Origin of the sequence: Gordonia caeni (genome assembly GCF_039537105.1) — a bacterium.
Lineage (GTDB): Bacteria > Actinomycetota > Actinomycetes > Mycobacteriales > Mycobacteriaceae > Gordonia > Gordonia caeni.
Genome location: NZ_BAAAZW010000006.1, coordinates 35,974 through 61,550 on the forward strand (window position 1 = coordinate 35,974; position 25,577 = coordinate 61,550).

The 25,577-nt window shown below is 71.4% G+C and carries 17 protein-coding genes and 1 riboswitch; of the genes, 9 read left to right on the forward strand and 8 right to left on the reverse strand.

Annotated features, from left to right (window positions below):
* The first annotated feature begins 15 nt into the window (after positions 1-15).
* Positions 16-432 carry a pyridoxamine 5'-phosphate oxidase family protein gene (locus ABD732_RS11045; RefSeq protein ID WP_344783601.1) on the forward strand — a complete coding sequence of 139 codons (417 nt, stop codon included), beginning with the start codon at positions 16-18 and terminating at the stop codon, positions 430-432.
* Here ABD732_RS11045 and ABD732_RS11050 read toward each other — a convergent pair.
* Positions 380-1,225, reverse strand: coding sequence for a DNA-formamidopyrimidine glycosylase family protein (locus tag ABD732_RS11050; RefSeq protein ID WP_344783603.1), 846 nt, complete (start codon positions 1,223-1,225; stop codon positions 380-382). The genes ABD732_RS11045 and ABD732_RS11050 overlap by 53 nt on opposite strands.
* A complete protein-coding gene (locus ABD732_RS11055; RefSeq protein WP_425553029.1) occupies positions 1,218-5,885 on the reverse strand; it encodes an ATP-dependent helicase in 4,668 nt (1,555 codons plus the stop codon). Before ABD732_RS11055 ends, ABD732_RS11050 begins: the two co-directional genes overlap by 8 nt.
* A 54-nt stretch (positions 5,886-5,939) precedes the next feature.
* Positions 5,940-6,067, forward strand: a riboswitch (cobalamin riboswitch).
* Positions 6,068-6,106: 39 nt separating this feature from the next.
* Between ABD732_RS11055 and ABD732_RS11060 the strand changes: the two genes are divergently transcribed.
* The 3 genes from ABD732_RS11060 to ABD732_RS11070 are packed head-to-tail and all read left to right on the forward strand — an operon-like array spanning position 6,107 to position 7,715.
* Positions 6,107-6,343, forward strand: a complete 237-nt coding sequence (locus tag ABD732_RS11060; protein WP_344783605.1) for a CbtB domain-containing protein — start codon at positions 6,107-6,109, stop codon at positions 6,341-6,343.
* A gap of 42 nt (positions 6,344-6,385) precedes the next feature.
* Positions 6,386-7,213 (forward strand): CbtA family protein, encoded by an 828-nt coding sequence (locus ABD732_RS11065; RefSeq protein ID WP_344783607.1) that lies wholly within the window; start codon positions 6,386-6,388, stop codon positions 7,211-7,213.
* A 7-nt stretch (positions 7,214-7,220) separates the two neighbouring features.
* Positions 7,221-7,715, forward strand: a complete 495-nt coding sequence (locus tag ABD732_RS11070) for a histidine phosphatase family protein (RefSeq protein ID WP_344783609.1) — start codon at positions 7,221-7,223, stop codon at positions 7,713-7,715.
* Between the two features lie 40 nt (positions 7,716-7,755).
* Here the strand turns inward: ABD732_RS11070 and ABD732_RS11075 are convergent, their stop codons facing one another.
* Entirely contained in the window at positions 7,756-9,039 is a 1,284-nt protein-coding gene (locus ABD732_RS11075; RefSeq protein WP_425553030.1) for a serine hydrolase domain-containing protein, read from the reverse strand.
* Positions 9,040-9,097: 58 nt separating this feature from the next.
* Here ABD732_RS11075 and ABD732_RS11080 point away from each other — a divergent pair, with 58 nt between their 5' ends.
* Positions 9,098-10,324 carry an acyl-CoA dehydrogenase family protein gene (locus ABD732_RS11080; RefSeq protein WP_344783611.1) on the forward strand — a complete coding sequence of 409 codons (1,227 nt, stop codon included), beginning with the start codon at positions 9,098-9,100 and terminating at the stop codon, positions 10,322-10,324.
* A gap of 35 nt (positions 10,325-10,359) precedes the next feature.
* On the opposite strand, the gene putP is transcribed toward ABD732_RS11080, so the two are convergent.
* The 4 genes from putP to ABD732_RS11100 all read right to left on the reverse strand — a co-directional run bounded on the left by putP (position 10,360) and on the right by ABD732_RS11100 (position 18,871).
* Positions 10,360-11,952, reverse strand: a complete 1,593-nt coding sequence (gene putP, locus ABD732_RS11085; protein WP_344783613.1) for a sodium/proline symporter PutP — start codon at positions 11,950-11,952, stop codon at positions 10,360-10,362.
* Positions 11,953-12,086: 134 nt separating this feature from the next.
* On the reverse strand, positions 12,087-15,641 hold the full coding sequence (locus ABD732_RS11090) for a proline dehydrogenase family protein (RefSeq protein ID WP_344783615.1): 3,555 nt from the start codon (positions 15,639-15,641) through the stop codon (positions 12,087-12,089).
* Positions 15,642-15,699: 58 nt separating this feature from the next.
* On the reverse strand, positions 15,700-17,214 hold the full coding sequence (locus tag ABD732_RS11095) for an acyl-CoA synthetase (RefSeq protein WP_344783617.1): 1,515 nt from the start codon (positions 17,212-17,214) through the stop codon (positions 15,700-15,702).
* A gap of 127 nt (positions 17,215-17,341) precedes the next feature.
* Complete coding sequence (locus ABD732_RS11100) at positions 17,342-18,871, reverse strand: flavin-containing monooxygenase (protein WP_344783619.1); 1,530 nt, start codon at positions 18,869-18,871, stop codon at positions 17,342-17,344.
* A gap of 114 nt (positions 18,872-18,985) precedes the next feature.
* Here ABD732_RS11100 and ABD732_RS11105 point away from each other — a divergent pair, with 114 nt between their 5' ends.
* Positions 18,986-20,230: a PucR family transcriptional regulator gene (locus tag ABD732_RS11105; protein WP_344783621.1), complete on the forward strand. Its 1,245-nt coding sequence runs from the start codon at positions 18,986-18,988 to the stop codon at positions 20,228-20,230.
* 195 nt (positions 20,231-20,425) lie between these two features.
* On the opposite strand, the gene ABD732_RS11110 is transcribed toward ABD732_RS11105, so the two are convergent.
* The gene (locus ABD732_RS11110) at positions 20,426-21,883 is read right to left on the reverse strand and encodes a short-chain fatty acyl-CoA regulator family protein (protein ID WP_344783623.1); all 1,458 of its coding nucleotides are present in this window, start codon (positions 21,881-21,883) and stop codon (positions 20,426-20,428) included.
* 118 nt (positions 21,884-22,001) lie between these two features.
* Here ABD732_RS11110 and prpD point away from each other — a divergent pair, with 118 nt between their 5' ends.
* Genes prpD through ABD732_RS11125 form a run of 3 tightly spaced genes read left to right on the forward strand, consistent with a single transcriptional unit; the run spans position 22,002 to position 25,533 of the window.
* Positions 22,002-23,504: a 2-methylcitrate dehydratase PrpD gene (prpD, locus tag ABD732_RS11115; RefSeq protein ID WP_344783625.1), complete on the forward strand. Its 1,503-nt coding sequence runs from the start codon at positions 22,002-22,004 to the stop codon at positions 23,502-23,504.
* Complete coding sequence (gene prpB, locus ABD732_RS11120; protein WP_344783627.1) at positions 23,504-24,418, forward strand: methylisocitrate lyase; 915 nt, start codon at positions 23,504-23,506, stop codon at positions 24,416-24,418. Before prpD ends, prpB begins: the two co-directional genes overlap by 1 nt.
* Positions 24,415-25,533: a bifunctional 2-methylcitrate synthase/citrate synthase gene (locus tag ABD732_RS11125; RefSeq protein WP_344783629.1), complete on the forward strand. Its 1,119-nt coding sequence runs from the start codon at positions 24,415-24,417 to the stop codon at positions 25,531-25,533. Before prpB ends, ABD732_RS11125 begins: the two co-directional genes overlap by 4 nt.
* Positions 25,534-25,577: the final 44 nt, after the last annotated feature.

Below are 25,577 nucleotides of genomic sequence, written 5' to 3' on the forward strand. Positions count from 1 at the left end.
TGAGAGAGGGAGACGATGGAAGAAGTCAGCATCCTCGACGAGGACCAGTGCTGGAACCTGTTGTCCGAGAGTGTGATGGGCCGGCTGGCGCTCGCCGTCAACGGTGAGCCGGAGATCTTCCCGATCAACGCCTACGCCCACGACGGCAAGATCCTGTTCCGCACCGGCGAGGGCACCAAACTCTCCGAGATCGCGGTGAACGGGCGCTGCGCCTTCGAGACCGACGGTTTCACCAGCAAGATCGGCTGGAGCGTGGTCGCCAAGGGCACCGCGCGCATCCTGACCGGCACCCAGGAGATCATGGCCGCCGACCAACTGCCGCTGAAGCCGTGGATCCCCACGCTCAAGCTGAACTACGTGGAGATCGACGTCGAGCAGATCACCGGCCGGCGCTTCCGGTTCGGCGACGAACCGGACCGCTACCCGGTGTGACCGGCTGGCAGGCGGGACAGAAGTAGACCACCCGCTCAGCGGCCGGACCGGAGCCGGTGCCGAGTGAGCCGCGGACGATCGCGGTGCCGCAGCGGCGGCACGGACGGCGGTCGCGGCCGTACACCCACAGTTCCCGGCCGCGCCGGCGATCACCGGTGGTGCAGCGCACCGGGGTGAGCGCGTTCGCGGTCAGGAGCCGGTGCGCCGAGTCGGCGAGCGCCGCCGGATCGGGCACCGCGGACACCGGAGCAGCCGGGTGCAGGCCCGCCAGAAAGCACAGTTCGTTGCGGTAGATGTTGCCGATCCCGGCCATCACCCGCTGATCCAGCAGCGCCAGGCCCAGTGCACGGTCGGCGTCGGCGGCCAGATTCTCCGCGGCGCGCACGCGATCCCAGTCCTCGCCGAGCAGGTCGGGGCCCAGATGAGCCACGGCAGCCTCCGGGGCGGCGGTCAGCTCCAGGACGCCGAGGTCGAAACCGACCGCCTCGGTGTCGCCGGCACGCAGCACCACCCGCGCTGTGAAACCCGGCCGCCGCCACTTCTCGCCGCGCGCGTAGACGTGCCACGCGCCCTCCATCATCAGGTGCGAGTGGATCGACAGCCGCCGGTCCGCAGCACCCGACAAATCGATGAACAGGTGCTTTCCGACCGGCCGCACCCGGTCGACGGCAGCGCCGGACAGATCCTTGGTCGCCAGCGCCGGAACGCGGAAGTCGCTGCGCGTCAGCGTCTTTCCGGCCAGCGCCGCGTGCAGGCGCGCGGCGGTGCGGTACACGGTGTCGCCCTCAGGCATGGCGGTCGGAACTCATGCGGGGGTCGTAGTTCATGCGCAGGCCGCGCGGGGTGGACGCGAAGCCCTGCCCGGTCAGGATGGTGCCCAGTTCGGTCCGCAGCACCGGATCGCCGTCCACCAGATCGACGTGCATGCGCGCTACCGCGCCGCGTCGCACCGCCGACACCAGGGCGGCGCCTGCCGCTTCGAGCCGGTCGGTCTCGGTGGTGAAGGTCAGGATCCGTTTGCCCCCGCGTTCGACGAACAGGGCCGGGGCGCCGTCCACCAGCACCACCAGCGCACCGGGTTTGCGGCCCGGACGGTGACCGGAGGCCGACTCCTCGTCGCCCGGCCGCGGCGGCCAGGCCAGCGCCGCGCCGTACGGGTTCGCCGGGTCGGTGGCCGCCAGGACGTGGGCGCTCAGCTCCTGCTCGCGGGGCACCACGGCCGATTCGCGCAGGGTGTCCACGGTGTGCCCGGCGGCGAACTGGGCGCCGCCCAGGCCGTCGATGAAGTAGCCGCGGCGGGCCTGGCCGGAATCCTCGAAGACGCTGAGCGCCTTGTAGATCCGGGCGAAACCGCCGGGCACCTCCTCGGTGGTCACCGCTCCCTTGGTGACCACCCCGTAGCGGTCCAGCAGGATCTCGCAGGTCGCCGCTGCCGCCGCGGTCGGCTCGATCGCGGCGCGCTCGAGCAGGGCCCAGCGGCCGCCGACCAGTGGCGGCACCGGCGCCGCGTCGGTCCCCGCCAGATATCGGCTGGACAGGCGGGCGGCCCGCAGGCGCGGCGCCCGGGAGCCGCCGCGCACCCGGTGCGCCGGTGTGCCCGTGGCGGTCCGCGACCGGCCCGGTGCCAGCAGCGCGCGCACGGGGGCGAAGGAGTCGTTGGTGACGCGCGTGGACCACACCAGATCCCACAGCGCGGTGTGCCGGTGGGCGTCGTCGATCGGGCCGTCGCCGGCCAGGCGCGAATAGCGGACGGCGCCGCCCTCGAGTTCGCCGAGCAGTTCCCGATGCACGTCGGTCAGGTCGATCTGGTCGGGCGGGCGCAGGGTCAGCGGCGCCGACTCGGCCGGGTGCAGACTGATCCAGCCGTCCGAGCCGCCGATCCGGCCGTGCCCGGACCACACCACCTCGCCGGCCGACAACAGTTCGTCGAGCATCGCCGGGCGGTAGTCGGCGACGCGCGCCGGAAGCACCAGCGACTCCCATGCCGACGCCGGGACGGGTTGTCCGGCGAGCTGTTCGATCACCGACAGCAGACCGTGCGGGCCGCGCAGACGCTGGTGGCCGGCGACGTGCTGCCAGCCGAGCAGGAACCGCGCATAAGTGTCCGGGGTGACCGGTTCCACCTCGGCGCGCCCGGCCGCGAGGGAACCGCGCCGCAGCTGGCCGAGGACGTCGCTGTGACACCACTGCGAGCGCTGCGCGTCGTCGCGGGTGAGGAACTCGCCCTCGATCACCGCTCGGCGCCCCGCCAGCTGCTGCAGGGTGGTGCGGACCACGGCCACCCCCATGCCGAGGTCCTGTGCGGCCTCGTCGGCGGTGAACGGCCCGTGCGTGCGGGCGTAGCGATGGACCAGGTCGCCCACCGGATCGTCGGGGGCGGTGAGATGGGCCGCGGGCACCCCGAGCGGCGGCGGCACGCCGAGACCGTCGCGCAGCCTGGCGACGTCGTCGATGGCGGCGTACCGCTGCGCGCCGCCCATCACCACGGTGACCACCCGTCCGGCCGCGCGCTCCTCGTCCAGCACGGCGTCCAGCGCGTCGTCGCCGGCGTAGCGTTCGGCGATCTGGTCGCCGGTGAGCGGTCCCAGCCAGCGCAGCAGATCGGTCACGTCCTGGCCGTCGCGGGCCCGGCGTTCGGGTGCCGTGCGCTGCAGCCGCGCCACCGTCTCGGCGATCACCACCGGGTCCAGCAGCTCGCGCAGGTCCACGCGGCCGAGCAGCTGCGCCAGCAGCGAGGTGTCCAGCGCCAGGGCGGTGGCACGCCGCTCGGCGAGCGGGGCGTCGTCGTCGTAGATGAACGAGCCGGTGTAGCCCAGCAGCATCGCGGCCGCGAACGGCGACGGACTGTCCGTCTCCACCTCCACCATCCGGATCCGGCGTCCCTTGAGCCGGGTGAGGACGGCGGTGAGCGCGGGCAGGTCGTAGACGTCCTCCAGGCACTCGCGCGCGGTCTCCAGGATGATCGGGAAGTCCGGGAACTTGGCGGCCACCGCCAGCAACTGTGCGGCCCGCTGGCGCTGCTGCCACAGCGGTGCCCGTTTGCCGGGGTCGCGGCGCGGCAGCAGCAACGCCCGGGCGGCGCACTCGCGGAACCGCGCGGCGAACAGCGACGAATCGGCCAGGGTGGCGGTGGCGATCGCCTCGATCTGGTCGGGGTCCAGATCGAAGACCTCCGCGCCCGGCGGGGCGTCGTCGGTGTCCGGGAGGCGGACGATGATCCCGTCGTCGGTCGCCGTGGTGGCCCCGTCCAGACCGAGCCGCTCGGCCAGCTGGGCGGCGATCGCGGCGGCCCACGGGGCGTGCACGCGCAGGCCGTACGGGGAGTGCAGGATCAGCCGCCAGTCGCCGAGCTCGTCGCGGAAACGCTCCACCACCAGGGTGCGGTCGGTGGGCAGGGTGCCGGTGGCCGCGCGCTGCTCGGCGATCAGAGACGCGAGGTTGGCGCGCGCGAACTCGCTGAGCCCGATCTTCTCGGCCTGCGCCGCCAGCGCGTCCGGCTCGGCGACGGCGCCGACGAACCGGCCCATCGCCTCACCCAGCTCGGCCGGGCGGCCCACCGCATCGCCGATCCAGAACGGGAGCCGGCCGGGCTGCCCGGCGGCGGGCACCACCAGGACGCGGTCGTGCGTGATCTCCACGATCCGCCAGCTGCTGGCGCCGAGCGCGAAGACGTCGCCCACCCGGGACTCGTAGACCATCTCCTCGTCCAGCTCGCCGACGCGTCGCGGACCTCGCGCCGAGCCCGGGGCGCCGGAGGAGTCGTCGCCGGCCAGGAACACCCCGAACAGGCCGCGGTCGGGGATGGTGCCGCCGGAGGTCACCGCGATCCGCAGGGTGCCGCGGCGGGCGGTCAGGGTGCCGGTGGCGCGGTCGTAGTCCACGCGCGCGGCCAGGCCGGCGAACTCGTCGGACGGGTAGCGGCCCGAGATCAGGTCCAGCACGGCGTCGTAGACGTCGCGGGTGAGGTCGGCGTACGGGGCGGCCCGGCGCACGGTCGCGTACCAGTCGTCGACGTTCACGTCGGCCACCGCCGTCGCGGCGACCGTCTGCTGGGCCAGGATGTCCAGCGGATTGCGCGGCACGGTGAGCTCTTCGATCCGGCCGTCGAGCATGCGGGAGACGGTCACCGCGCAGCCGATCAGATCGGTGCGATGCTTGGGGAAGACGACGCCGGAGCTGATCTCGCCGACCTGGTGGCCCGCGCGGCCGATGCGCTGCAGCCCCGAGGCCACCGACGGCGGCGTCTCCACCTGGATCACCAGATCCACCGCACCCATGTCGATCCCCAGCTCCAGCGAGCTGGTGGCCACAACGCAGCGCAGCGCACCGGTCTTGAGCGCGTCCTCGATCTCGGCGCGCTGCTCCTTGCTCACCGAACCGTGGTGGGCGCGGGCGAGTATCGGCTCGGCGCCGCCGGTGACGACCGCCCCGTTGATCGTCGCGGGCATGCCGCCGGGGACCGCGGTGTTCCGGACCGCGGGAGCGGCGGGGCCGGGGGACTCGCGTTCGGCCGCGATCTCGTTCAGCCGCGCGGTCAGGCGTTCGGCCAGGCGGCGGGAGTTGGCGAAGACGATGGTCGAGCGGTTCTGCTGGATCAGGTCGACGATGGCCGACTCGACGAACGGCCACAGCGAGCCGGCCGTGGGGGAGAAGGCATCGTCGAGTTCGCCGTCGCCCGGCGGCACCGGCAGATCGGTCATGTCCTCGACGGGGACGTCGACGCGCAGGTCGAAGGTCTTGGCCGCCGGTGGGGCGACCACGGTGCACGGCGCCTGACCGGCGAGGAACTGCGCGACGGTCTCCGGCGGCCGCACCGTCGCCGACAGGCCGATCCGCTGGGCGGGGGACTCGGTGAGCTCGTCGAGGCGCTCCAGCGACAGCGCCAGATGGCTGCCGCGTTTGGTCGGGGCGAGGGCGTGGATTTCGTCGACGATCACCGTCTCGACGTCGCGCAGCGTCTCGCGGGCCGACGAGGTGAGCATCAGATACAGAGATTCGGGGGTGGTGATCAGGATGTCGGGCGGATCGGCGACCAGGGCGCGCCGGGCCGCGGCCGGGGTGTCGCCGGAGCGGACGCCGACGGTCACCTCGGGGGCGGGCAGGCCGAGGGCGGCCGCGGCGTGCCCGATACCGACCAGCGGCGCCGACAGGTTGCGTTCGACGTCCACCGCGAGCGCCTTGAGCGGGGAGATGTACAGCACGCGGACCCCGCTGGGCTGCGGGCGCGGTGCCGAGGTCATCGCGTCGATCGCCCACAGGAAGGCGGCCAGCGTCTTGCCCGATCCGGTGGGGGCGATCACCAGGGTGTTCTCGCCGGCCGCGATCGACCGCCAGGCCCCGGCCTGCGCCGGCGTCGGACCGCCGAAGGTGCCGGTGAACCATCGCCGGGTCGCCGGACCGAAGCCGGCCGGCATGTCCCCGCCCGGCTGGGGATCCTCGCCGTCGCCCGCCATCAGTCCATTGAACCGCAGGGGTACGACACCGTGCTCGTGCCGACGGGCGGCGTTCGCGTTAAGCTGATCCTCAGCCTGACGCGGGGAACCCGGTGAGAGTCCGGGACGGTCGCGCCACTGTGAGGCCGTTCGCCCCCGTGCGAGAGGCCGAGTCAGAGCACCGCTTCGGGCCCGCTGTTCACCACGACGGGACGCAGGATCCCCGGAAGCAGGTTCCACGCATGACCGTATCCGCTCATTCGGCCGGCGCCGGCGCACAGAAGGCGCGCAGCCTGGCCGTCCCGCACCTGGACACCGCCTCGGCGGCCCTCTTTCTGACCGCGACGGTGCTCGTCGCCGCGCTGGCCTTCTACTTCCTCGGATACGACCAGGGCGCCGTCTCGGTGTTCGGGTCCGACACCCACGTCCACGAGTTCATTCACGACTCGCGGCACTTCCTCGGCTTCCCCTGCCACTAGACCCCTGCCACTAGACGCTGCGAAGACGAGGACTCTCACCACATGGAACGCAAACTCGTCGGCGCCGGCCTGCTCTCGGGTCTGGTCGCCGGAATCATCGCCTTCATCTACGCCCGCATCTTCATCGAGCCGCAGGTGGCCGACGCCATCGATTACGAGGAGTACCGCAGCCACGCCGAGGAGGACCTGAACGTCGCCCTCGGCGGCGCCGCCGAGCACGGCCACGAGCACGAGCTGTTCAGCCGGTCGGTGCAGGAGAACATCGGCGCCGGCGTCGGCACCGTGATCTTCGCCCTGTGCATCGGCGCCTTCTTCGCCGTCGCCTTCACCTTCCTGTGGGCCTACGTCGGCCGCCGCTGGGCGGCCGCGGACCCGCGGCTGGTGGCCGGTGCACTCGGGGTGATCGGCTTCGTCGCCGTCGTCGGCGTGCCGTACTTCGTCTACCCGCCGAACCCGCCCGCGGTGGGCGAGGAGGACACCATCGGCTCGCGGTCGGCGTCGTACCTCACCATCACGATCGTCTCGGTGGTGGTCGCGATCCTGGCGGTCTGGCTCACCATGGCGCTGTGGGAGCGCCTCGGCGGCCTGCTCGCGGGGATCGTCTCCACCGTCGGCTACCTGGTGGTCATGACCATCACCGCGATGCTGCTGCCGACCTTCCACGAGGTCCCCGGCCCGGTGGAGCACGACGGCACCATCTACGGCGCCGGCTTCCCCGGTCAGGTGGTCGCCGACTTCCGGGTCTACGCGATCGCCAACCAGGTGATCCTGTGGGCGGTGCTGGTGACGGTGTTCTGCCTGATCCTGGGCGTCCTGATGCGCCGCAGCGTGCCGCGCGCCGAGCAGGCGGCGGAGACCGCCGACGCCTGAGCCGACGGTGACGCTGCTGATCGTCGCCGGGCGCACCGCACCGAACCGGGCGGTGGTCTTCGGCGGCGAGCACCACCACCTCGACGCGCGCGGTCGTGCCGACGTGGCCGCCCTCGCACCGCATCTGACATCGCCTCTGGGCCGATCCGTACGGGTCGGCCCGGAGGCGTCGGTGCGTCAGAGCGCCGCCGTCCTGGGGCTGACCGGCGCCGTCGATCCGGCGCTGGCCTCGCTCGATCTCGGCTCGTGGCGGGGACTGACCCCCGAACAGATCCCTGGAGCGGACCTGGCCCGGTGGTTCACCGATCCCGCTGTGGTGCCGCACGGCGGGGAGTCGGTGGCCGGTTTCGTCGCGCGGATCCGGGCGACGGTCACCGGGGACGGGGTCCTGGTGGTCGCCAAACCGGTCGCGCAGGCGCTGCTGTGCGCCGCGGCCGACCAATTCTTCGCCACCGAACTGCGGCCGGCCAGCCTGCACCGCCTGACCGTGTCCCTACCCTGACGTATGGCTGACGCCCCCTCCTGACACGGGAGGGTGCGCCCTATACGGCAGGGTAGGGACAGGTGCGGGGGATCACCAGGTTGATGGTGTCCAGGAGAGCGCCGTAACGGTTCGCCTCGGGGTGTGGGCCCGGCTTGCCGGTGGAGACCACCGCTGCGGCCAGTTCGCGCTGCGGATCGGCCCACATCGCGATCTGGGTGAGGCCGGTGTGGCCGAAGGCGGCGGGGGCGTCGCGGCCGAACGGGCCGAAACGGGCCGAGCCCAGCATGTAGCCGGTGCCCCAACGCAGGGGGACGCCGCCGGTCGCGACGTCGGGACGCAGCCGCCGCCGCTGCCGGGTGGCCGCCCGCAGGGTGGCCGGCCAGAGCACGCGCACCCCGTCGAGCTCGCCGCCCCGGCGCAGCAGTTCGGCGAACCGGGACAGCTCGTGCGCCGTGGACACCCCGTTCGACGACGGCACCACCCCGGTGAGGAACGGGGCCTTGTTGGCCATCGGGACGATCTGCGCCATGCTGCCGCCGACCACCTTGGTGAACGCGGCATCGATCGCACCGGAGTTGGGCGGGCCCGTCACGTAGCTGGTGGCGACCCGGTCGACGTCGTCGGGGCGCACGCCGAAGTTGGTCCAGGCGAAGCCGAGCGGATCGCCGATCTCGTCGGCGAGGATGTCGCGGATGCTGCGGCCGGTGGCCGCGGCGACGATCTCGCGCACCAGCGGACCCCAGGTGAGCGCGTGGTACATGTGCAGCGTCCCGGGCGGGTAGACCGGTCGCAGCCCCGCCAGCATCTCGCGGGTGTAGGCGCTGTCCTCGCTGCGCCGCAGGTCCGGCCGCGGTCCGGTCGGGATCGGCACGCCGGCGCGGTGGGTGAGGACGTGGTCGATCGTCGTGCGGCCCTTGCCGTGGGCGCGGTAGCCGGGCAGCAGGTCGTCGACGCGGTCGGACAGGGCCAGGTCGCCGCGCTCGATCAGCAGATGCACCACCGTCGAGGCCATCGCCTTGGCGGCGGAGAAGACGCAGACCGGGGTATCGGTGCGCAGCGGCACCTTCTCGATCTCGGGGCCGTCGCCGGGGCCGTTGCCGCGGGCGTGCCCGATCGCCCGGTCGACGATCGGCTCGCCGCGGTGGCGCACGCACACCGCGATGCCGGGCTGCGTTCCCGCCTGATACCAGTGCCGGGCCGCCGCCCAGATCCGGTCGGCGGCGCCGGGATCGGCTCGCAGCGGCACCTCGTCGCCGCGGTCGGTGATCTCGTCGAGGAGTGCCGGGTCCAGGCTGTCGGGTGCGTGGATGCGCCCGGGCCAGGCCTGTGCTGTCGCGTTCACGTGGTTCACGTTACTGTCATGGGCATTAGTAGAACGTGTTCTAGCGTGGAGGTCTGAGTTGTTCGAGTGGTCAGAAGAAGACCTGATGGTCCGAGATGCCGTGCGCGGCTTCATCGACAAGGAGGTGCGTCCGCACGTCGATCAGCTGGAGACCGGTGAGCTGCCGCCCTACGACATCACCCGCAAGATGCTCGCCGCGTTCGGCATGGACACCATGGCCATCGAGAACCTGGAGGCCGAACTCGCGGCCGAGGAGGCCGGCGAGGAGAAGAAGTCCGCCGGCGGGTCCACGTCGCTGGCCAACACCATGTTCCTGATCCTCAACATGGAGATGGCCGGGGTCAGCCTGGGCCTGATCGCGTCGATGGGCGTCTCGATGGGCCTCACCGTATCGACCATCCGCAGCCGCGGCACGCTGGCGCAGAAGCGCCGCTGGCTGCCCGGCCTGGTCACCATGGAGAAGGTCGGCGCCTGGGCGATCACCGAACCCGACAGCGGCTCGGACGCGCTGGGCGGCATGAAGACCACGGTGCGCCGCGACGGCGAGGACTACATCCTCAAGGGCAACAAGACCTTCATCACCAACGGTCCGTACGCGGACACCATCGTCGTCTTCGCCAAGCTCGACGAGGGCGACGGCACCCCGATGCGCGACCGCAAGGTACTGACCTTCGTGTTGGACACCGGTATGGAGGGGCTGACGCAGGGGTCGTCGTTCAAGAAGATGGGCATGATGAGCTCGCCGACCGGCGAGCTGTTCTTCGACGACGTCCGCGTCTCCAAGGACCGGCTGCTCGGCGAAACCGAGGACACCGGTGCGGACAAGCGCGGCGGAGGCAACGCCAAGGCCGGCTTCACCGCCGAGCGCATCGGCATCGCGGCGCTGAGCCTGGGCATCATCAACGAGTGCCTGCGGCTGAGCCTGGACTACGCGAAGAACCGCACGCTGTGGGGCACCGAGATCGCGCAGTTCCAGCTGATCCAGCTGAAGCTGGCTGAGATGGAGATCGCCCGGATGAACGTGCAGAACATGCTGTTCACGGCAATCGAGGCCTCCCAGGCCGGCAAGCCGCCGAGCCTGGCCGAGGCGTCGGCCATGAAGCTGTACTCCTCGCGTGCGGCCACCGAGGTGGCGATGGAGGCGGTGCAGCTCTTCGGCGGCAACGGCTACATGGCCGAGTATCGCGTCGAGCAGCTCGCCCGCGACGCCAAGTCGCTGATGATCTACGCCGGCTCCAACGAGATCCAGGTGACCCACGTCGCCAAGGGGCTGCTCCGCGGCTGAGACCGGCCGGTGCGCCGCCGCTGATCGGTAGGCACTCAGTCGGCGGCGGGCGCGGCGACGGGACGCTCCACGCTGCGCTTGGTGCGCGAGAGCGCCACGGCGTCGGTGAACTCTGCGTCGATGGAGTCGGCGTCGTGCCGCTGCGTGAGCAGGGTGACGACGATGATCGCCAGGAAGCCGGCGATGAATCCGGGAATGATCTCGTAGGTGCCGGACACGAAGTCGGACACCGAGTCCGGGACCCGGCCGACCAGGAAGTTCTGGAACCGGTCCTGGCCCCAGACGAACGAGACGACGGCGCCCGTGACGATGCCCGCCAGCGCCCCCGCGGTGGTGAGTCGGCGCCAGTACAGCGACATGATGACCACGGGGCCGAAGGCCGAGCCGAACCCTGCCCACGCGAAGGCCACCAGGGCCAGAATGCTGTTGGACGGCGACAGGGCCAGGATCACCGCGATCACCGCGATGATCAGCACCCCGAGCCGCCCGAGGCGCACATAGGTCGCCGGTGCCAGCACCGGCCAGCCCGACTTGTCGGCGATCAGTTTGTAGAGGTCCTCCACCAGGGCCGATGAGCAGACGATCAGCTGCGAGGAGATGGTCGACATGATCGCGGCGAGGACGGCCGCCAGCACCAGACCCGCGATGAACGGGTGGAACAGGACCTGCGACAGGGCCAGGAAGACGGTCTCGGCATCGTCGAGGCCGTCGGCGGTGTGTGCGCCGAAGTAGGCGATGCCCACCAGCGCGGTGCCGACCGCGCCGAGCCCGCACAGCGCCATCCATCCGATGCCGATCCGGCGAGCGGTGGGCGCGTCGCCGGGCGACCGCAGCGCCATGAACCGGACGATGATGTGCGGCTGACCGAAGTAGCCGAGCCCCCATGCGGCGGCGGAGACGATAGCCAGCGCGCTGCCGCCGGCGAACATGCTCAGCCGGTCCGGGTCGACGGCGCGCACCCCGTCGACGGCGGCCCCGATCCCGCCGAGCTCGATCACCCCGATGATCGGCACCGCGAGCAGTGCGACCACCACCAGAATGCCCTGGGCGACGTCGGTGAGCGAGGCACCCAGGAAGCCGCCGAAGAGCGTGTACAGCATGGTGATCGCGGCGACGATCAGCATGCCCGCGGTGTAGTCGATCCCGAACGAGGTGTCGAAGAACTTGCCGGAGGCGACCATGCCGCTGGAGACGTAGAAGGTGAAGAACACCAGGATGATGACGCCGCAGGTGATGCGGAGGATGTGGGAGTTGTCGTGCAGGCGCTTGCCGAGGAAGCTCGGGATGGTGATCGCGTCGCCGGCCACTTCGGTGTAGGCGCGCAGCCGCGGGGCCACCAGCTTCCAGTTCAGCCAGGCTCCGATGATCAACCCGATGAAGATCCATGACTCGACCAGTCCGTGCAGGTAGATCGCACCAGGCAGCCCCATCAGCAGCCAGCCCGACATGTCCGAGGCGCCGGCCGACAGGGCCGCGACCCACGGTTTGAGGCCGCGGTCGGCCAGCATGTAACTGTCCAGGTCGTTCTGGTTCTTGCGGTAGGCGTAGTAGCCGATGGCCAGCATGGCGGCGAAATACAGGATGACGGCGGCCAGCTGCCAGCCTTCCCCGTGGGACGCTACAGACATCTTCGGGTCTCCTCGACGATCGAGACGCCCGGACCGGCGGGGGCCGGACGGGAGGGTGAGCGGTGGCGAACCCGAAGCCGATCGCCCTGCGGGGAGCGTATCGGCCGCCGGGGTCGCCGGGGCGGTAGTTGGTGCTAGTCCTTCAGGTCGGCGGCGAGGCGATGGAAGGCCGGGGCCGGATTGCCGAACCGGTGCAGGGTGATCGACACCGCCTGCTCGGCCAGCCAGTAGCGCAGTTCGACGCGGCCGGAGCGGGTGACGGGGTCGTCGAGCAGGGCCGTCCGCGGACGCGCGGCGACGGCGGCACGGACCCGGTCGGAGACGCCGCCGACGACGCGGATCCGGCTTTCCGGCAACCCCGGCACAGCCGCGGCGAAGGATTGCTCGTCCTGCTGCCCGGCCGGGCCGATGCCCAGGTGCGTGCGGGCTGCGGCGAGGACGCCGGCCACGTCGCGTCCCAGGCCGGGGTCCGCCGAGATGCGCGGGACGATCCCGGCCCGGGCGGCGGCTGCCAGCACCCGGGCCGCCTGCCACGCGGGTGCGCCGGCGCCGATGCGGACCAGCACGGCCGCGGGGCGGTAGCGGAAGATGTTCGCCTCGCACCGCAGCCCCGCCGGGTCGGTGCCGCGGGCGAACTCGGCCTCCCAGGCGGCGTCGTCGTCGGCGGCCGCAGCGCTGAGGCGGTGCGCGGAGTCGGCGTCGAGCGCGGTGGCGAGTTCGGCGACGAAACCGGCGACGGCCGGCAGGGTGGGCGCGGACGGGGACGCGGCGGCGGGCGCGTCGGACCAGGTGCCCATCAGCATCAGGTAGTTGGGGCCGCCGGCCTTGGAGCCCAGTCCCGCCGACGAGCCCTTCCAGCCGCCGAAGGGCTGCCGCCCGACGATGGCGCCGGTGATGCCGCGGTTGACGTACAGGTTGCCCGCCTGCGCGCCGTCGAGCCAGGTGCGCACCTCGCGCAGGTCGCGCGAGTGCAGGCCGGCGGTGAGGCCGAAGTCGGTGCCGTTCTGCAGGGCGAGGGCCTCGTCGAGGTCGTGGGCGCGCATCAGGCCCAGGACCGGGCCGAAGACCTCGGTGCGGTGAAACAGCGAGCCCGGTGCCACGCCGTCCTTGATCCCCGGCGACCAGAGACGCCCGGTGTCATCGAGTCGCTGCGGGCGCAGGAGCCAGCGCTCGCCGGGCTCGAGGGTGGTCAGCGCCCGGAACAGCTTGTCGGTCGGCTCCTCGGTGAGCGGCCCGACCGCGGCCGCCGCGTCGACCGGCCAGTCCACCACCAGCGACGACGCGGCGTCGACCAGTTGCCGGCGGAACCGAGCCGAGTCGTGGACCGAGCCGACCAGGATGCCCAGCGACGCCGCCGAACACTTCTGGCCGGCGTGCCCGAAGGCGCTGTGGACCAGATCGGCGATCGCCAGATCTCGGTCCGCCGACGGGGTGACGATCAGGGCGTTCTTCCCGGAGGTCTCGGCGTTCACCGGCCGCCCGGGCCGCCAGGCCGCGAACAGCGCCGCGGTCTCCGACGCGCCGGTCAGCAGCACGCGGTCCACGCCCGGGTGGCGCAGCAGCTGTTCGCCGGCCGGCCCCTCGTCCGGATACACGCCGACGCAGACCGCGCGCGGCACCCCCGCCTCCCACAGCGCCTCCAGGATCACCTGGGCGCAGCGCGGGACCGGCCCGGCCGGCTTCAGAATGACGGCGGCGCCGGCGGCGAGGGCGGCGACGGTGCCGCCAGTGGGGATCGCGATGGGGAAGTTCCACGGCGGGGTGACGACGATGAGCCGGTCGGGCGTGAAGTCCGCCCCTCGCACGCGCTCCAGTTCCAGGGCCCGGTGGGCGTAGTAGCGGGCGAAGTCGACGGCCTCGGAGACCTCCGGGTCGCTCTCCGCGATCGACTTTCCGGCCTCGGCGGCGGCCACGGCGATCAGGTGACCGCGGCGGCGGGACAGCAGGTCGGCGGCCCGGTAGAGGATCGCCGCGCGCTCGGCGGCCGGCCGCGCCGCCCACTGTGCTGCCGCGGCCCGGGCGGTGGCCACGGTGCGGTCGAGGGAGGATCTCGACTGCGCTCGATCACCGGGTGGGGAGGCTCGATCGCCGGGTGGGGAGGCTCGATCACCGGGTGGGGGGACGGGCAGCGCGTCGAGCCAGCCGGGCTCGGCGCTTTGGGCCAGGGCCGCGCGCGCCCACTCCTGATTGGCGGGCAACGCCGGGTTGGTGTCCGGCTCCGAGGCGAAGGGCGGCAGCGAGGCGGGATCGACCGGGACGGCCGGGGCGCTCTGCTCCGCGGTGCGGTCCTGCCGGTCGCGCGGGCCCGGCACCCGTGGATCGGTCACGACCGCGGCGAGGGCGGCGACGGCGTCGCTGAAACGCTGCTCCTCGCGTCGGTGCGTGGCGCTCCCGGGCGCCAGGTCGAAGATCCCGGACATGAAGTTCTCCGGGGCGGCGTTCTCCTCCAGGCGGCGTACCAGGTACGAGATCGCGACGTCGAACTCGCGCGGTGCCACCGTCGGCACGTAGAGCAGCAGCGGGCCCACGTCGGCGCTGACCGTCTCGGCCTGCTCGGGCACCATGCCGGCCAGCATCTCGAACTCGACGTGGTCGGTGACGCCCCGGCGTTCGGCGAGCAGGTGGGCGAAGGCGATGTCGAACAGGTTGTGGCCGGCGACGCCCAGCCGCAGGCCGGTCATCGTCTCGGGGTTCAGGACCCGGCACAGGATGCGTTTGTAGTTCACGTCGGTGTCGAGCTTGGTGGCACAGGTGGCGGCCGGACGGCCGGCGAGTTCGGCGTGCACCCGCTCCATCGCGAGGTTGGCGCCCTTCACCAGCCGCACCTTGAGACCGGCCCCGCCGCCGCGGACCCGGTCGGCGGCGAAGTCGGCCAGCTGATCGAACGCGCCCACGGCGTCGGGCAGATACGCCTGCACGACGATCCCGGCCTCATAGTGCGCCAGTTCGGGAAGCCTCAGCAGCCGGGTGAAGACCTCGACGGTCAACCGCAGGTCCCGGTACTCCTCCATGTCGAGGTTGAGGAACGCGGTCCCCGGCGGAGCAGCGGCGGCCTCCCGGTACAGCGGGGCCAAGCGGTCGACGACGTAGCGCACCGTGCCCTCGAAATCCCACATCGACAGCTGTGAGGCCACCGAGGAGATCTTGATGGACACGTAGTCCACGTCGTCGCGGCGCAGCAGTCGGCGCACCTGCTCCAGATGGCGGTCGGCCTCGGCCTCACCGAGGACGGCCTCGCCCAGTGGATTGAGGTTGAGGCGGTGCCCGCCGCGGCGGAGCGCGGCGATGGACTCGGTGAGCGGCCGGTCCCGGGCGTCGACGATCAGGTGCCCGACCATCGCCCGCATGCGGGCGCGGGCGATCGGGACCACCACGCGCGGCACGAGGCGACCCAGCGCGCCGCCCACCCGCAGTTGCAGCCGGTCGATCCGGGGGAGGGAGGCGGGAAGCTCACCGGCGAGCTCGGCCAGGGCGGCGGCCGCGGCGCGGGGGTCCTCGGTGCCGATCACGCGGTCGACGAAGCCGACGGTGAAGCCCAGGCCGTGCGGGTCGGCCAGGACGGCCGCCAGCCGGGCCGCCGCCTTCTGTCGCCGGTGGCCCGTCGCGGCGGCGGTGGCCAGCCAGGTGCCGACCAGGTCTCGGGTGCACTGGTCCAGATCGGCGAGCTCGGTCGGCGCGAAGCGGCTCATGCCTCCAGTAGACAACCGCGGCGGGCCGAGCGCTCGCCGAACGACCGGCCGCGCGCACTCAGCGGGTGACGGCCGAGCCGCTTGACCCGAACTGTTCGCGCAGATTCCGCTTGAGCAGTTTGCCGGTGGCGTTGCGCGGGAGGACGTCGACGAACTCCACCCGGCGCGGACTCTTGAAGTGCGCGATCTGCTCGCGGCAATGGGCGATCAGCTCGTCGGCGGTCGCGCTCGCGCCGTCGCGCAGAGCCACCACGGCAGTGACCCCTTCGCCCCACTTCTCGTCGGGCAGGCCGATCACCGCGGCGTCCTCGACGGCCGGGTGGGTGAACAGGATCTGCTCCACCTCGATCGGGTAGACGTTCTCGCCGCCGGTGACGATCATGTCCTTCTTGCGGTCGACCAGCGTGAGGAAGCCGTCGGCGTCCTGGCGGGCCAGGTCGCCGGTGTGGAACCAGCCCCCGCGCTTGTCCTGGGCGGTCACCGCGGGCAGGCCCCAGTAGCCGGCGAAGACGTTGGGTCCGGCGATCAGCAGCTCACCGACCTCGCCGATCGGGACGTCGCGATCCTCGCCGTCGACGATGCGCACGTCGTCGTGCAGCACCGGGCGGCCGACGGAGCCGGCGTGGCTGCGCACGTACTGGGCCTCCAGGATCGCCGCGGCCGGGGCCAGCTCGGTCATGCCGAAGCCCTCCATGAAGGTGAGGCCCTTGCCCTGGTAGAAGTCGATCACCGGCAGCGGACAGGGGGCGCCGCCGCACAGCAGGCAGCGCAGCGCCGACAGGTCGTGATCGTCGAAGTCGGGGACCTTGGACATCGCGTCCCACATCGCGGGCACCATGAACAGGACGCTGACCCGATACCGGGCCAGCAGTTTCAGGGCGGCCGCCGGATCGAAGGCGGGGGCCACGACGACGGTGCCGCCGGTGTAGAGCATCGGCAGCACGTACAGGCCCAGGCCGCCGATGTGGAACAGCGGGGCCACCGCGAGCGTGCTGTCGGTGGGCGTGATGCCCTCGCCGGCGGCGAGCATGTTGATCGCGTTCCACTCGAAGTTGCCGTGCGTGAGCATGGCGCCCTTCGGTTTTCCGGTGGTGCCCGAGGTGTACATCAGCATGGCGATGTCGTCGTCGGCGACCGGTTCCTCGTCGGCGATCACGGCCTCGGGCTGATCGGTCGAATCCAGGTGCGCGACGTCGACGGGGCGTGGCGCCTGGGCGGCGGCTGCGGCGGCCAGTTCGGCGAACATGTCGTCGTGCAGCAGCACGGCGGGGGCGGAGTCGTCGATCAGGTAGGCGATCTCGGCGGGCGAGAGCCGGAAGTTGACCGGCACGCTGATCGCACCGAGCCGGGCGACGGCGAAGATCGTCTCCAGTTGCGTCGTCGAGTTGAGGCCGATCAGCATCACGCGATCGCCGCGGCGGATCCCGCGTGAGCGCAGCGCGGCGGCGCGGCGGGCGCTGTTCGCGGCGAACTGCGCGTAGGTGGTCTGCGTGCCCGTCGTGGCGTCGACGAGGGCGACGGCGTCCGGGGTGCGAGCGGCGCGCCGGGTGATCCAGGTGCTGAGTGCGGCCATGGCGGGAGTTCTCCTCCTGAGGTGCGGGGTCGTCACAGCGAATGTAGAACGAACCCCGCACGGGTGTGCGGGGTTCGTCTAAATGAACGCTCACTTATTTTATGAGCACCGATTTCGCGAGGTGTCGTCAGACGGCGGCGGCCTGTTCGGAGGCCACCCGCTCGTAGACCAGGAACTCGTCGTCCACCGGCCCGCGGCGGATCAGTCGGACGTCGGAGTACACGCTCATCGACATCTTCCAGGGGTTCACCGTGCCCTGCTTGGGTAGCGAGTCCAGGGCCCGCTGGACGTAGCCGGCGCCGAAGTCGAGCAGTGGACGCAGTTCCATCGCCGGATCCGGCACCGCGCGCACGCTGGTGTAGCCGCGGGAGTCCATGTGGGCCAGCAGGCGGCAGAAGTACTGGCAGAGCATGTCCACCTTCAGCGTCCACGAGGAGTTGGTGTAGCCGATCGCCATGGCGAAGTTCGGCAGCCCCGACAGCATCATGCCGCGGTAGGCGACGGTCTTCGCCAGGTCCACCGGCTCGCCGTCGAGGGCGAACTCCATGCCGCCGAACATCTGCAGGTTCAGGCCGGTGGCGGTGACGATGACGTCCGCCTCCAGTTCCCGGCCGCTCTCGAGCAGAATGCCCTTCTCGGTGAACGTCTCGATGCGGTCGGTGACGATCGAGGCCTCGCCGCGCCGCAGGACCGAGAACATGTCGCCGTCGGGCACCACGCACAGGCGCTGGTCCCACGGGTTGTACGGCGGATTGAAGTGCGGGTCCACCGGGAAGTCCTTGCCCAGCATCGCCTGGTTGGTGCGGCGGATCACCGCGCGCGCGGGCCGCGGGAACCGCTGACAGAGCTCGTAGACCACGCGCTGCTGGAGGATGTTCTTCTCGCGGCTCAAGCGGTAGCCGAGCGTGGGGCCGAGCACCTTCTTCATGGCGTTGGCGATGACGTCCTCGCGGGGGAGGGGGATCACGTAGGTGGGGGTGCGCTGCAGCATGGTGACGTGCCCGGCCTGCGCGGCCAGTGCCGGCACCAGCGTCACCGCGGTGGCGCCGGAGCCGATCACCACCACCTTCTTGCCGGCGAAGTCCAGATCCTCGGGCCAGTGCTGCGGGTGCACGACGGTGCCGGTGAAGCGGTTCCGGCCGGCGAACTCGGGGGTGAAGCCCTCGTCGTAGTTGTAGTAGCCGGTACCGGCGAAGATCCAGTGAGCCTTGACGATCTCCGGCTCGGCAGAGGAGTCGTCGGTGGCGGCCACGGTGACGTGCCAGGCCTGATCTGCGGTGGACCAGTCGGCGGCGACCGCGCGCCGGTGGAACCGGATCCGGTCGGTCAGGTGGTCGTCGGTGATCGCCTCGTTCAGGTAGTCGAGGATGCGCGGGGCATCGGCGATCGCCTGGTTGTCGGTCCAGGGCTTGAATCCGAAACCGAAGGTGTGCAGATCCGAGTCCGAGCGGATGCCCGGGTACTTGAACAGGTCCCAGGTGCCGCCGGCGGTGTGCCGCGATTCCAGGATCGCGAAGGTCTTGCCGGGATGTTCGGCCGTCAGATAGTGCGCGGCACCGATGCCGGAGATGCCGGCCCCGATGATCAGCACGTCCAGGACGTCGGTGGAGGGCGGCACGTCGGTGGGGGCCGGCACGTCGGCGGAGTCGGGGGCCATGAGGCGATTCCATTCGGTCGGATCGGGATGTGTATCCATGATCGATCGGCCGGCGACCGAGGGCAAGGGCATTTGGTACCGAGGTACCTCGTATTGAGGTGCATAATGCACAGCATGGCGATCGACGGCGCGGACACGGCAGCGGGCGCACCGGTCAGTCCGGCGGTGGCGGCACTGATCCGGACCGGTGTGCAGCGCATTCTGGAGGCGCCTCCGGAGTGGACGCAGGAGCTCGAGGACAGCGTGCTGCGGGGCGCCGGCATGTCGGCGATCGCCGACGACCCGGTGCTGCTGGACATGGCGATGCAGACCAATGCGGCCAACCTCACCCGGTGGGCGGCCAGCAATCTGGAGGCCCCCGGCGAGCGGGTGGCGGTGGTCGACACCGCCGAGGCCTCGGTCTTCGTCCGCGACCTGGTGCGCCGCGGCCTGGACACCGGCGCCCTGGACTCCTTCCGCACCGCGCAGAACGTGGCCTGGCGACTGTGGCTCGGCGTCTGCTTCGACCTGACCGACGACCCGCGGCTGCTTCGGGAACTGCTGGAGGTCACCTCCGCGTCCATCACCACCTTCATCGACGACACCGTCGCGGTGCTCGCCGAGCAGATCGACGCCGCCCGCGCCGGCCTCGCCGGCGACACCCACGCCGAACGGCGCGCCGCCGTCGCACTGATCCTGGAAGGCGCCCCGCTCTCGGAGACGCGGGCGCGGCTGGGCTACCGGCTCGACGGTCCGCAGCTGGCCGCGGTGATCTCCGGCGGCCCGCACGTGAGCGCCGAGCGCCTGGAGGCGGTGTGCGAGGCGATCATGACCGCCTCGCAGATCCCCGAGCGCCTCACCGTGCTGGCGGGGCCCTCGCAACTGTGGGTGTGGTTCCCCGCCCACGCCGTCGACGTGGAGTCCGCACCGACGATCGACGACGAGGTGGCCGTTGCTCTCGGAGCTCCGGGATCGGGCCGGGAAGGCTTCCGCCGCAGTCATTTCCAGGCGCTGGTGGCCCACCGCATGCTGATCCGGGGCGGTGGCCGGCGGCGCCTGGCGCGGTACGACGATCTGCGTCTGCTCGACGCGATGACCGACGACGAGGACCGGATCGAGGACTTCCTCAGTGCGACCCTCGGCCGGCTGCGGACCGCCGATCCGGACCTGGCCGAATGCCTGCGGGTGTGGTTCGCCGAACGCTGCAACGCCAGCGCCGTCGCCGCGCGCCTGTACACGCACCGCAACACCGTCGTCCGCCGGATCTCCCGGGCGCAGGAACTGCTGCCGGTCCCGCTGGAGACCAACGCGATCGCGGTGGCCGCGGCGCTGGAGCTGCATCACTGGCGAGTCGCGAACACCCCGGGCGGCGGACCGTAGACTCTTCGCGGGCAGTCAATCGCCCCGGACACCCATTCACCCGGACACTCAGGAGAACCATGAGTAACAAGAACGAGCCCGAAGAAGCGATCGAGCACGAGGAGAAGGCCCGTCAGGCCGAGCGCGACCGGCTCGAGCGCGAAGAGCAGGAACGCCTCAAGTAGGCCCGGTCCCGACGTCCCCGTCCCGCCGGGGTCACTCGGCGCGGGCGGGGGAGTACGGCGTCGGAGCGCTGACCGTCTCGTCGTGCTGGATCGGTCGTCCCAGCAGTGGGAAGGCGCGCTGCGGGCACGCCGGGCGGGGGCACACCTTGCAGCCGGCCCCGATCGGCACCACGGTCCGCGAATCCCGCAGGTCCACCCCGGTCGCATAGACCAGTTCCTCGGCGTGCGACAGGTCGCACCCGAGGCCCACCGCGAAGTTCGACGGCGTCGCCAGGTGTCCCTGGTGCGCCGCATCGGTGGTGCGGGCGAGCCAGAAGTAAGTGCGGCCGTCGGGCATCTGCGACACCTGCGTGTGGACGCGCCCCGGCATGGCGAAGGCATCGTGCACCACCCACAGCGGGCAGCTGCCGCCCACCCGCGAGAAGTGGAATGCCGTGGCGGACTGTCGTTTCGAGATGTTCCCGGCCTTGTCGACGCGCACGAAGATGAACGGGATGCCGCGATCGCCCGGGCGCTGCAGCGTCGACAGCCGATGGCAGACGGTCTCGAAGCCCACCTCGAAGTCCCGGCTGAGCAGGTCGATGTCGTACCGGACGCGCCGGGCTGCGGCGGCGAATTGGGTGTAGGGCAGCACCAGCGCGCCGGCGAAGTAGTTGGCGAGCCCGGTCCGGGCGACGGGGATCGAACCCGCGTCGAGCCCGCCGGTCCCGAGTGACGGGTCGACGGCCTCCTCGATCAGCCGGTCGATCAGCTCACGCTGGCTCAGCAGTGCCAGCTGGGTGGCGAGCTGGAAGGCACGTTGCCCGGGGGTGAGCCGCCGCGCCAGCTCCAGCGTCGCGGTGTCGGGGCGGTACCGGCGTTTGGGCACCGCGGAGGCCGGCTCGCCCGGTGCGGTGGAGGTGATCTGCACGCGGATGCCGTAGTCGCTCTCCAGGACTCGCGCCAACTGCAGGTCCAGGCCGCCGATGCGCAGGCCGGCGCGGTCGAAGAGCTCCTCGGCCGCCGCGTCGAGTTCGGCGATGTGATTGCGGCGGTCGTAGAAGTAGTCGCGGACCTGCTCGAACGGGGTGCCCGGCGCGGTGTCCTCGCCGTTGGCCGCGCCGGTGAGTGTGCCCCGGTAGCTCTCGAGTTCGCTGGTGGCCGCCGCCAGCCGCCGGTGCAGGCTCACCAGGGTGTGGCCGACCCCGGGCAGCCGGGCGACCAGCTCGGTCACCTCGGTCTGCGACAGCGGAGCCTCGCCCTGCTCCAGGAGCACGTCGGCGAGGTCGGCGGTGAGCCGTGCGTCGCCGTCGGCGGCGAAGAAGTCGGGGGCGAGTTCGAACTCGCGGGTCAGGCGCAGCAGCACCGGGACGGTCACCGGACGCTGGTCGTTCTCCAACTGGTTGACGTAGCTGGTCGACAGTTCCAGCCGGCGGGCGAGGGCGGCCTGCGAGATGCCGCGATCCTCGCGGAGCCGGCGCAGTCGTGCGCCCACGTAGGTCTTCGCCATGGGGACAGCCTAACGTCCCCGGCGTCCGCAACATTCGCAGAATGCGCGCAGAAGATCCGCAAAGATACGCATTAGCCAGGTCTTTCGCCGCGAACCACCATCTGCGTACGGTGCGAACATGATCAATCACGAGGTCCACACTCGCCGTAGCTCCGAGCCCTTCCCGACCACCGAGCATCTCGCGTACAAGATCGCTCAGGTGGCCGTCGACCCGGTCGAGGTCCCCGCCGACACGACCGAGATGATCATCAACCGGATCATCGACAACGCGGCCGTCAGCGCCGCCTCGGTCGGCCGCCGCCCGGTCACCGTCGCCCGGCGCCAGGCACAGGCCCGCCCGCTGGACGGCGGCGCAGGCGTCTTCGGCGTCGACGGCACCTTCGCCCCCGAGTGGGCCGCCTGGGCCAACGGCGTCGCCGTGCGCGAGCTCGACTTCCACGACACCTTCCTGGCCGCCGAGTACTCCCATCCCGGCGACAACATCCCGGCGTTGGTCTCGGTGGCGCAGCGGGTGGGCGCCAGCGGCGACGATCTGATCCGCGGACTGGCCACCGCCTACGAGGTCCAGATCGACCTGGTCCGCGGAATCTGCCTGCACGAGCACAAGATCGACCACGTCGCCCACCTGGGCCCGTCGGTCGCGGCCGGGCTGGGCACCATGCTCGGACTGGAGATCGACGTGATCTACCAGGCGATCGGGCAGGCCCTGCACCTGACCACCGCCACCCGTCAGTCCCGCAAGGGCGCCATCTCCAGCTGGAAGGCCTACGCCCCCGCACACGCCGGCAAGATCGCCGTGGAGGCGGTCGACCGCGCCATGCGCGGCGAGGGCGCGCCGTCGCCCATCTGGGAGGGCGAGGACGGCGTCATCGCCTGGCTGCTCGGCGGCCCCGACGCCCGCTACACGGTGCCGCTGCCCGGACCCGGCGAGCCCAAGCGCGCCATCTGCGACAGCTACACCAAGGAGCACTCGGCCGAGTACCAGAGCCAGGCGCCGATCGACCTCGCCCGCCGGATGCGCGAGAAGATCGCCGACCTGACCGAGGTGGAGTCGATCGTGCTGCACACCAGCCACCACACCCACTACGTGATCGGGACCGGCTCGGGCGACCCGCAGAAGTTCGACCCGGACGCCAGCCGCGAGACCCTCGACCATTCGGTGATGTACATCTTCGCGGTGGCTCTGGAGGACGGCGACTGGGATCACGAACGGTCGTACGCGCCCGAGCGGGCCCACCGCCCCGAGACCATCGAACTGTGGAAGAAGATCTCCACCGTCGAAGACCCGGAGTGGACCCGCCGCTACCACTCGTCCGACCCGAACGAGAAGGCCTTCGGCGCCCGGGCGGTGATCACCCTCCGCAACGGGGAGGTGATCACCGACGAACTCGCCGTCGCCGACGCCCACCCGCTGGGTGCCCGTCCGTTCGCCCGCGAACAGTATCTGGGCAAGTTCGCCCGGATGGCCGACGGCGTCGTCGACCCGGCCGAGCAGGAACGGTTCACCGCGGCCGCGGTGAACCTGCGCCAGGCGGGTGCCGGCGAGCTCGCCGGCCTGAACGTCCGCGTGCTCGACGAGGTGCTGGCACAGGCGCCGGCGACCGGGGAGGGCATTCTCTGATGACGCTGTTCTCTGCGGGCGTCAGCGACGCCGACAAGCGCATCGCGCTGCGCGCCGGGCTCGACTCGGGGACGCTCCAGCGGTGGCCCGGAGCGTTCTCTCCGCTGGTGGCCAAGCTCGTCGCCGACATCGGCTTCGAGGGCGTGTACGTCTCCGGTGCGGCCCTGTCGGCCGACCTGGGGCTGCCCGACATCGGGCTGACGACGCTGACCGAGGTCGCCGCCCGCGGCGGGGCCATCGCTCGCGCCACCGACCTGCCGACGCTGATCGACGCCGACACCGGTTTCGGCGAGCCGATGAGCGCCGCCCGCACCATCGCCACCCTGGAGGACGCCGGCCTGGCCGGCTGCCACCTGGAGGATCAGGTGAACCCGAAGCGCTGCGGCCACCTCGACGGCAAGGAGGTGGTGCCGGCCGAGGAGATGATCAAGCGCCTGGCCGCCGCCGTCGGCGCCCGCCGGGACCCGAACTTCGTGATCTGCGCCCGCACCGACGCCCGCGGGGTGGAGGGCCTCGACTCCGCCATCGAACGGGCCAAAGCCTACGTCGACGCGGGGGCGGACCTGATCTTCACCGAGGCGCTCGCCGATCTCGGCGAGTTCGAGCGCTTCCGCGCCGAGGTCGACGCTCCGCTGCTGGCCAACATGACCGAGTTCGGCAAGTCCGAACTGCTCACCGCCGACCAGCTGGGCGCCCTCGGCTACAACGCGGTGATCTATCCGGTCACCACGCTTCGGCTGGCGATGGGGGCCGTCGAGAGGGGGCTGCGGCAGATCGACGGGCAGGGCACCCAGGCCGGGATCCTCGACGACATGCAGCACCGCGCCCGGCTCTACGAACTGCTGCGCTACGCCGACTACAACGACTTCGACGATTCGATCTTCACCTACAGCCGACCGAGGGAGCAGTCATGAGCCAGACGCAGACGATCTACAAGGGCCTGGCCGGGGGGGTGGTGGACACCACCGCCGTCTCCAAGGTGGTGCCCGAGACCAACAGCCTCACCTACCGCGGCTACGCGGTGCAGGATCTGGCGGCCGGAAAGTCGTTCGAGGAGGTGGCCTACCTGCTGTGGCACGGTGAGCTCCCGACCGATGCGCAGTTGGCGCTGTTCACCCAGCGCGAGCGCGCCAACCGGCGGCTGAACCGGTCGGCGCAGGCGGTGCTGGCCCGGATCCCGGAGACCTGCCATCCGATGGACGTGATGCGGACGATGGTCAGCTACCTGGGCAGTGAGGACCCCGAGGAGGACGTGCCGACCGTCGAGGCCGACCTCGACAAGTCGCTGCGTCTGCTTGCGGTGCTGCCGACCATCGTCGCCGCGGACTTCCGCCGGCGCCGTGGGCTGGAACCGATCGGCCCGCACCACGGGCTGGGCTACGCGGAGAACTTCCTGAACATGTGCTTCGGGGAGGTGCCCGACCGCGTCATCGTCGACGCCTTCTCGCAGTCGATGGTCCTCTACGCCGAACACAGCTTCAACGCCTCGACCTTCGCCGCGCGCGTGGTGACCTCCACGCAGTCCGATCTCTACAGTGCGGTCACCGCGGCGATCGGCGCGCTGAAGGGGTCGCTGCACGGCGGCGCCAACGAGGCCGTCATGCACGACATGATCGAGATCGGCGACGCCGCCCGGGCCCGGGACTGGCTGACGGCCAAGCTCGACGCCAAGGACAAGGTGATGGGCTTCGGCCACCGCGTCTACAAGAACGGAGACTCGCGGGTGCCGGCCATGTACGACGCGCTGGTCGCGGTCTCCGAGCACGTCGGCGAGACGCGCTGGCTCGACATCTACACCGAGCTCGCGGCCGCGATGGACGAGCGCACCGGGATCAAGCCGAATCTGGACTTCCCGACCGGACCGGCCTATCACCTGATGGGCTTCGACATCGCGATGTTCACGCCGCTGTTCGTGATGAGCCGGGTGAGCGGCTGGACGGCGCACATCGTCGAACAGGCCCGGTCCAACGCACTGATCCGTCCGCTCTCGGCCTACGACGGTCCCATTCAGCGCCCCGTACCGGCCTGACAGAATAGATTGGCAGTCACGAGAGCCGTCGTCGGCCCGGTGTG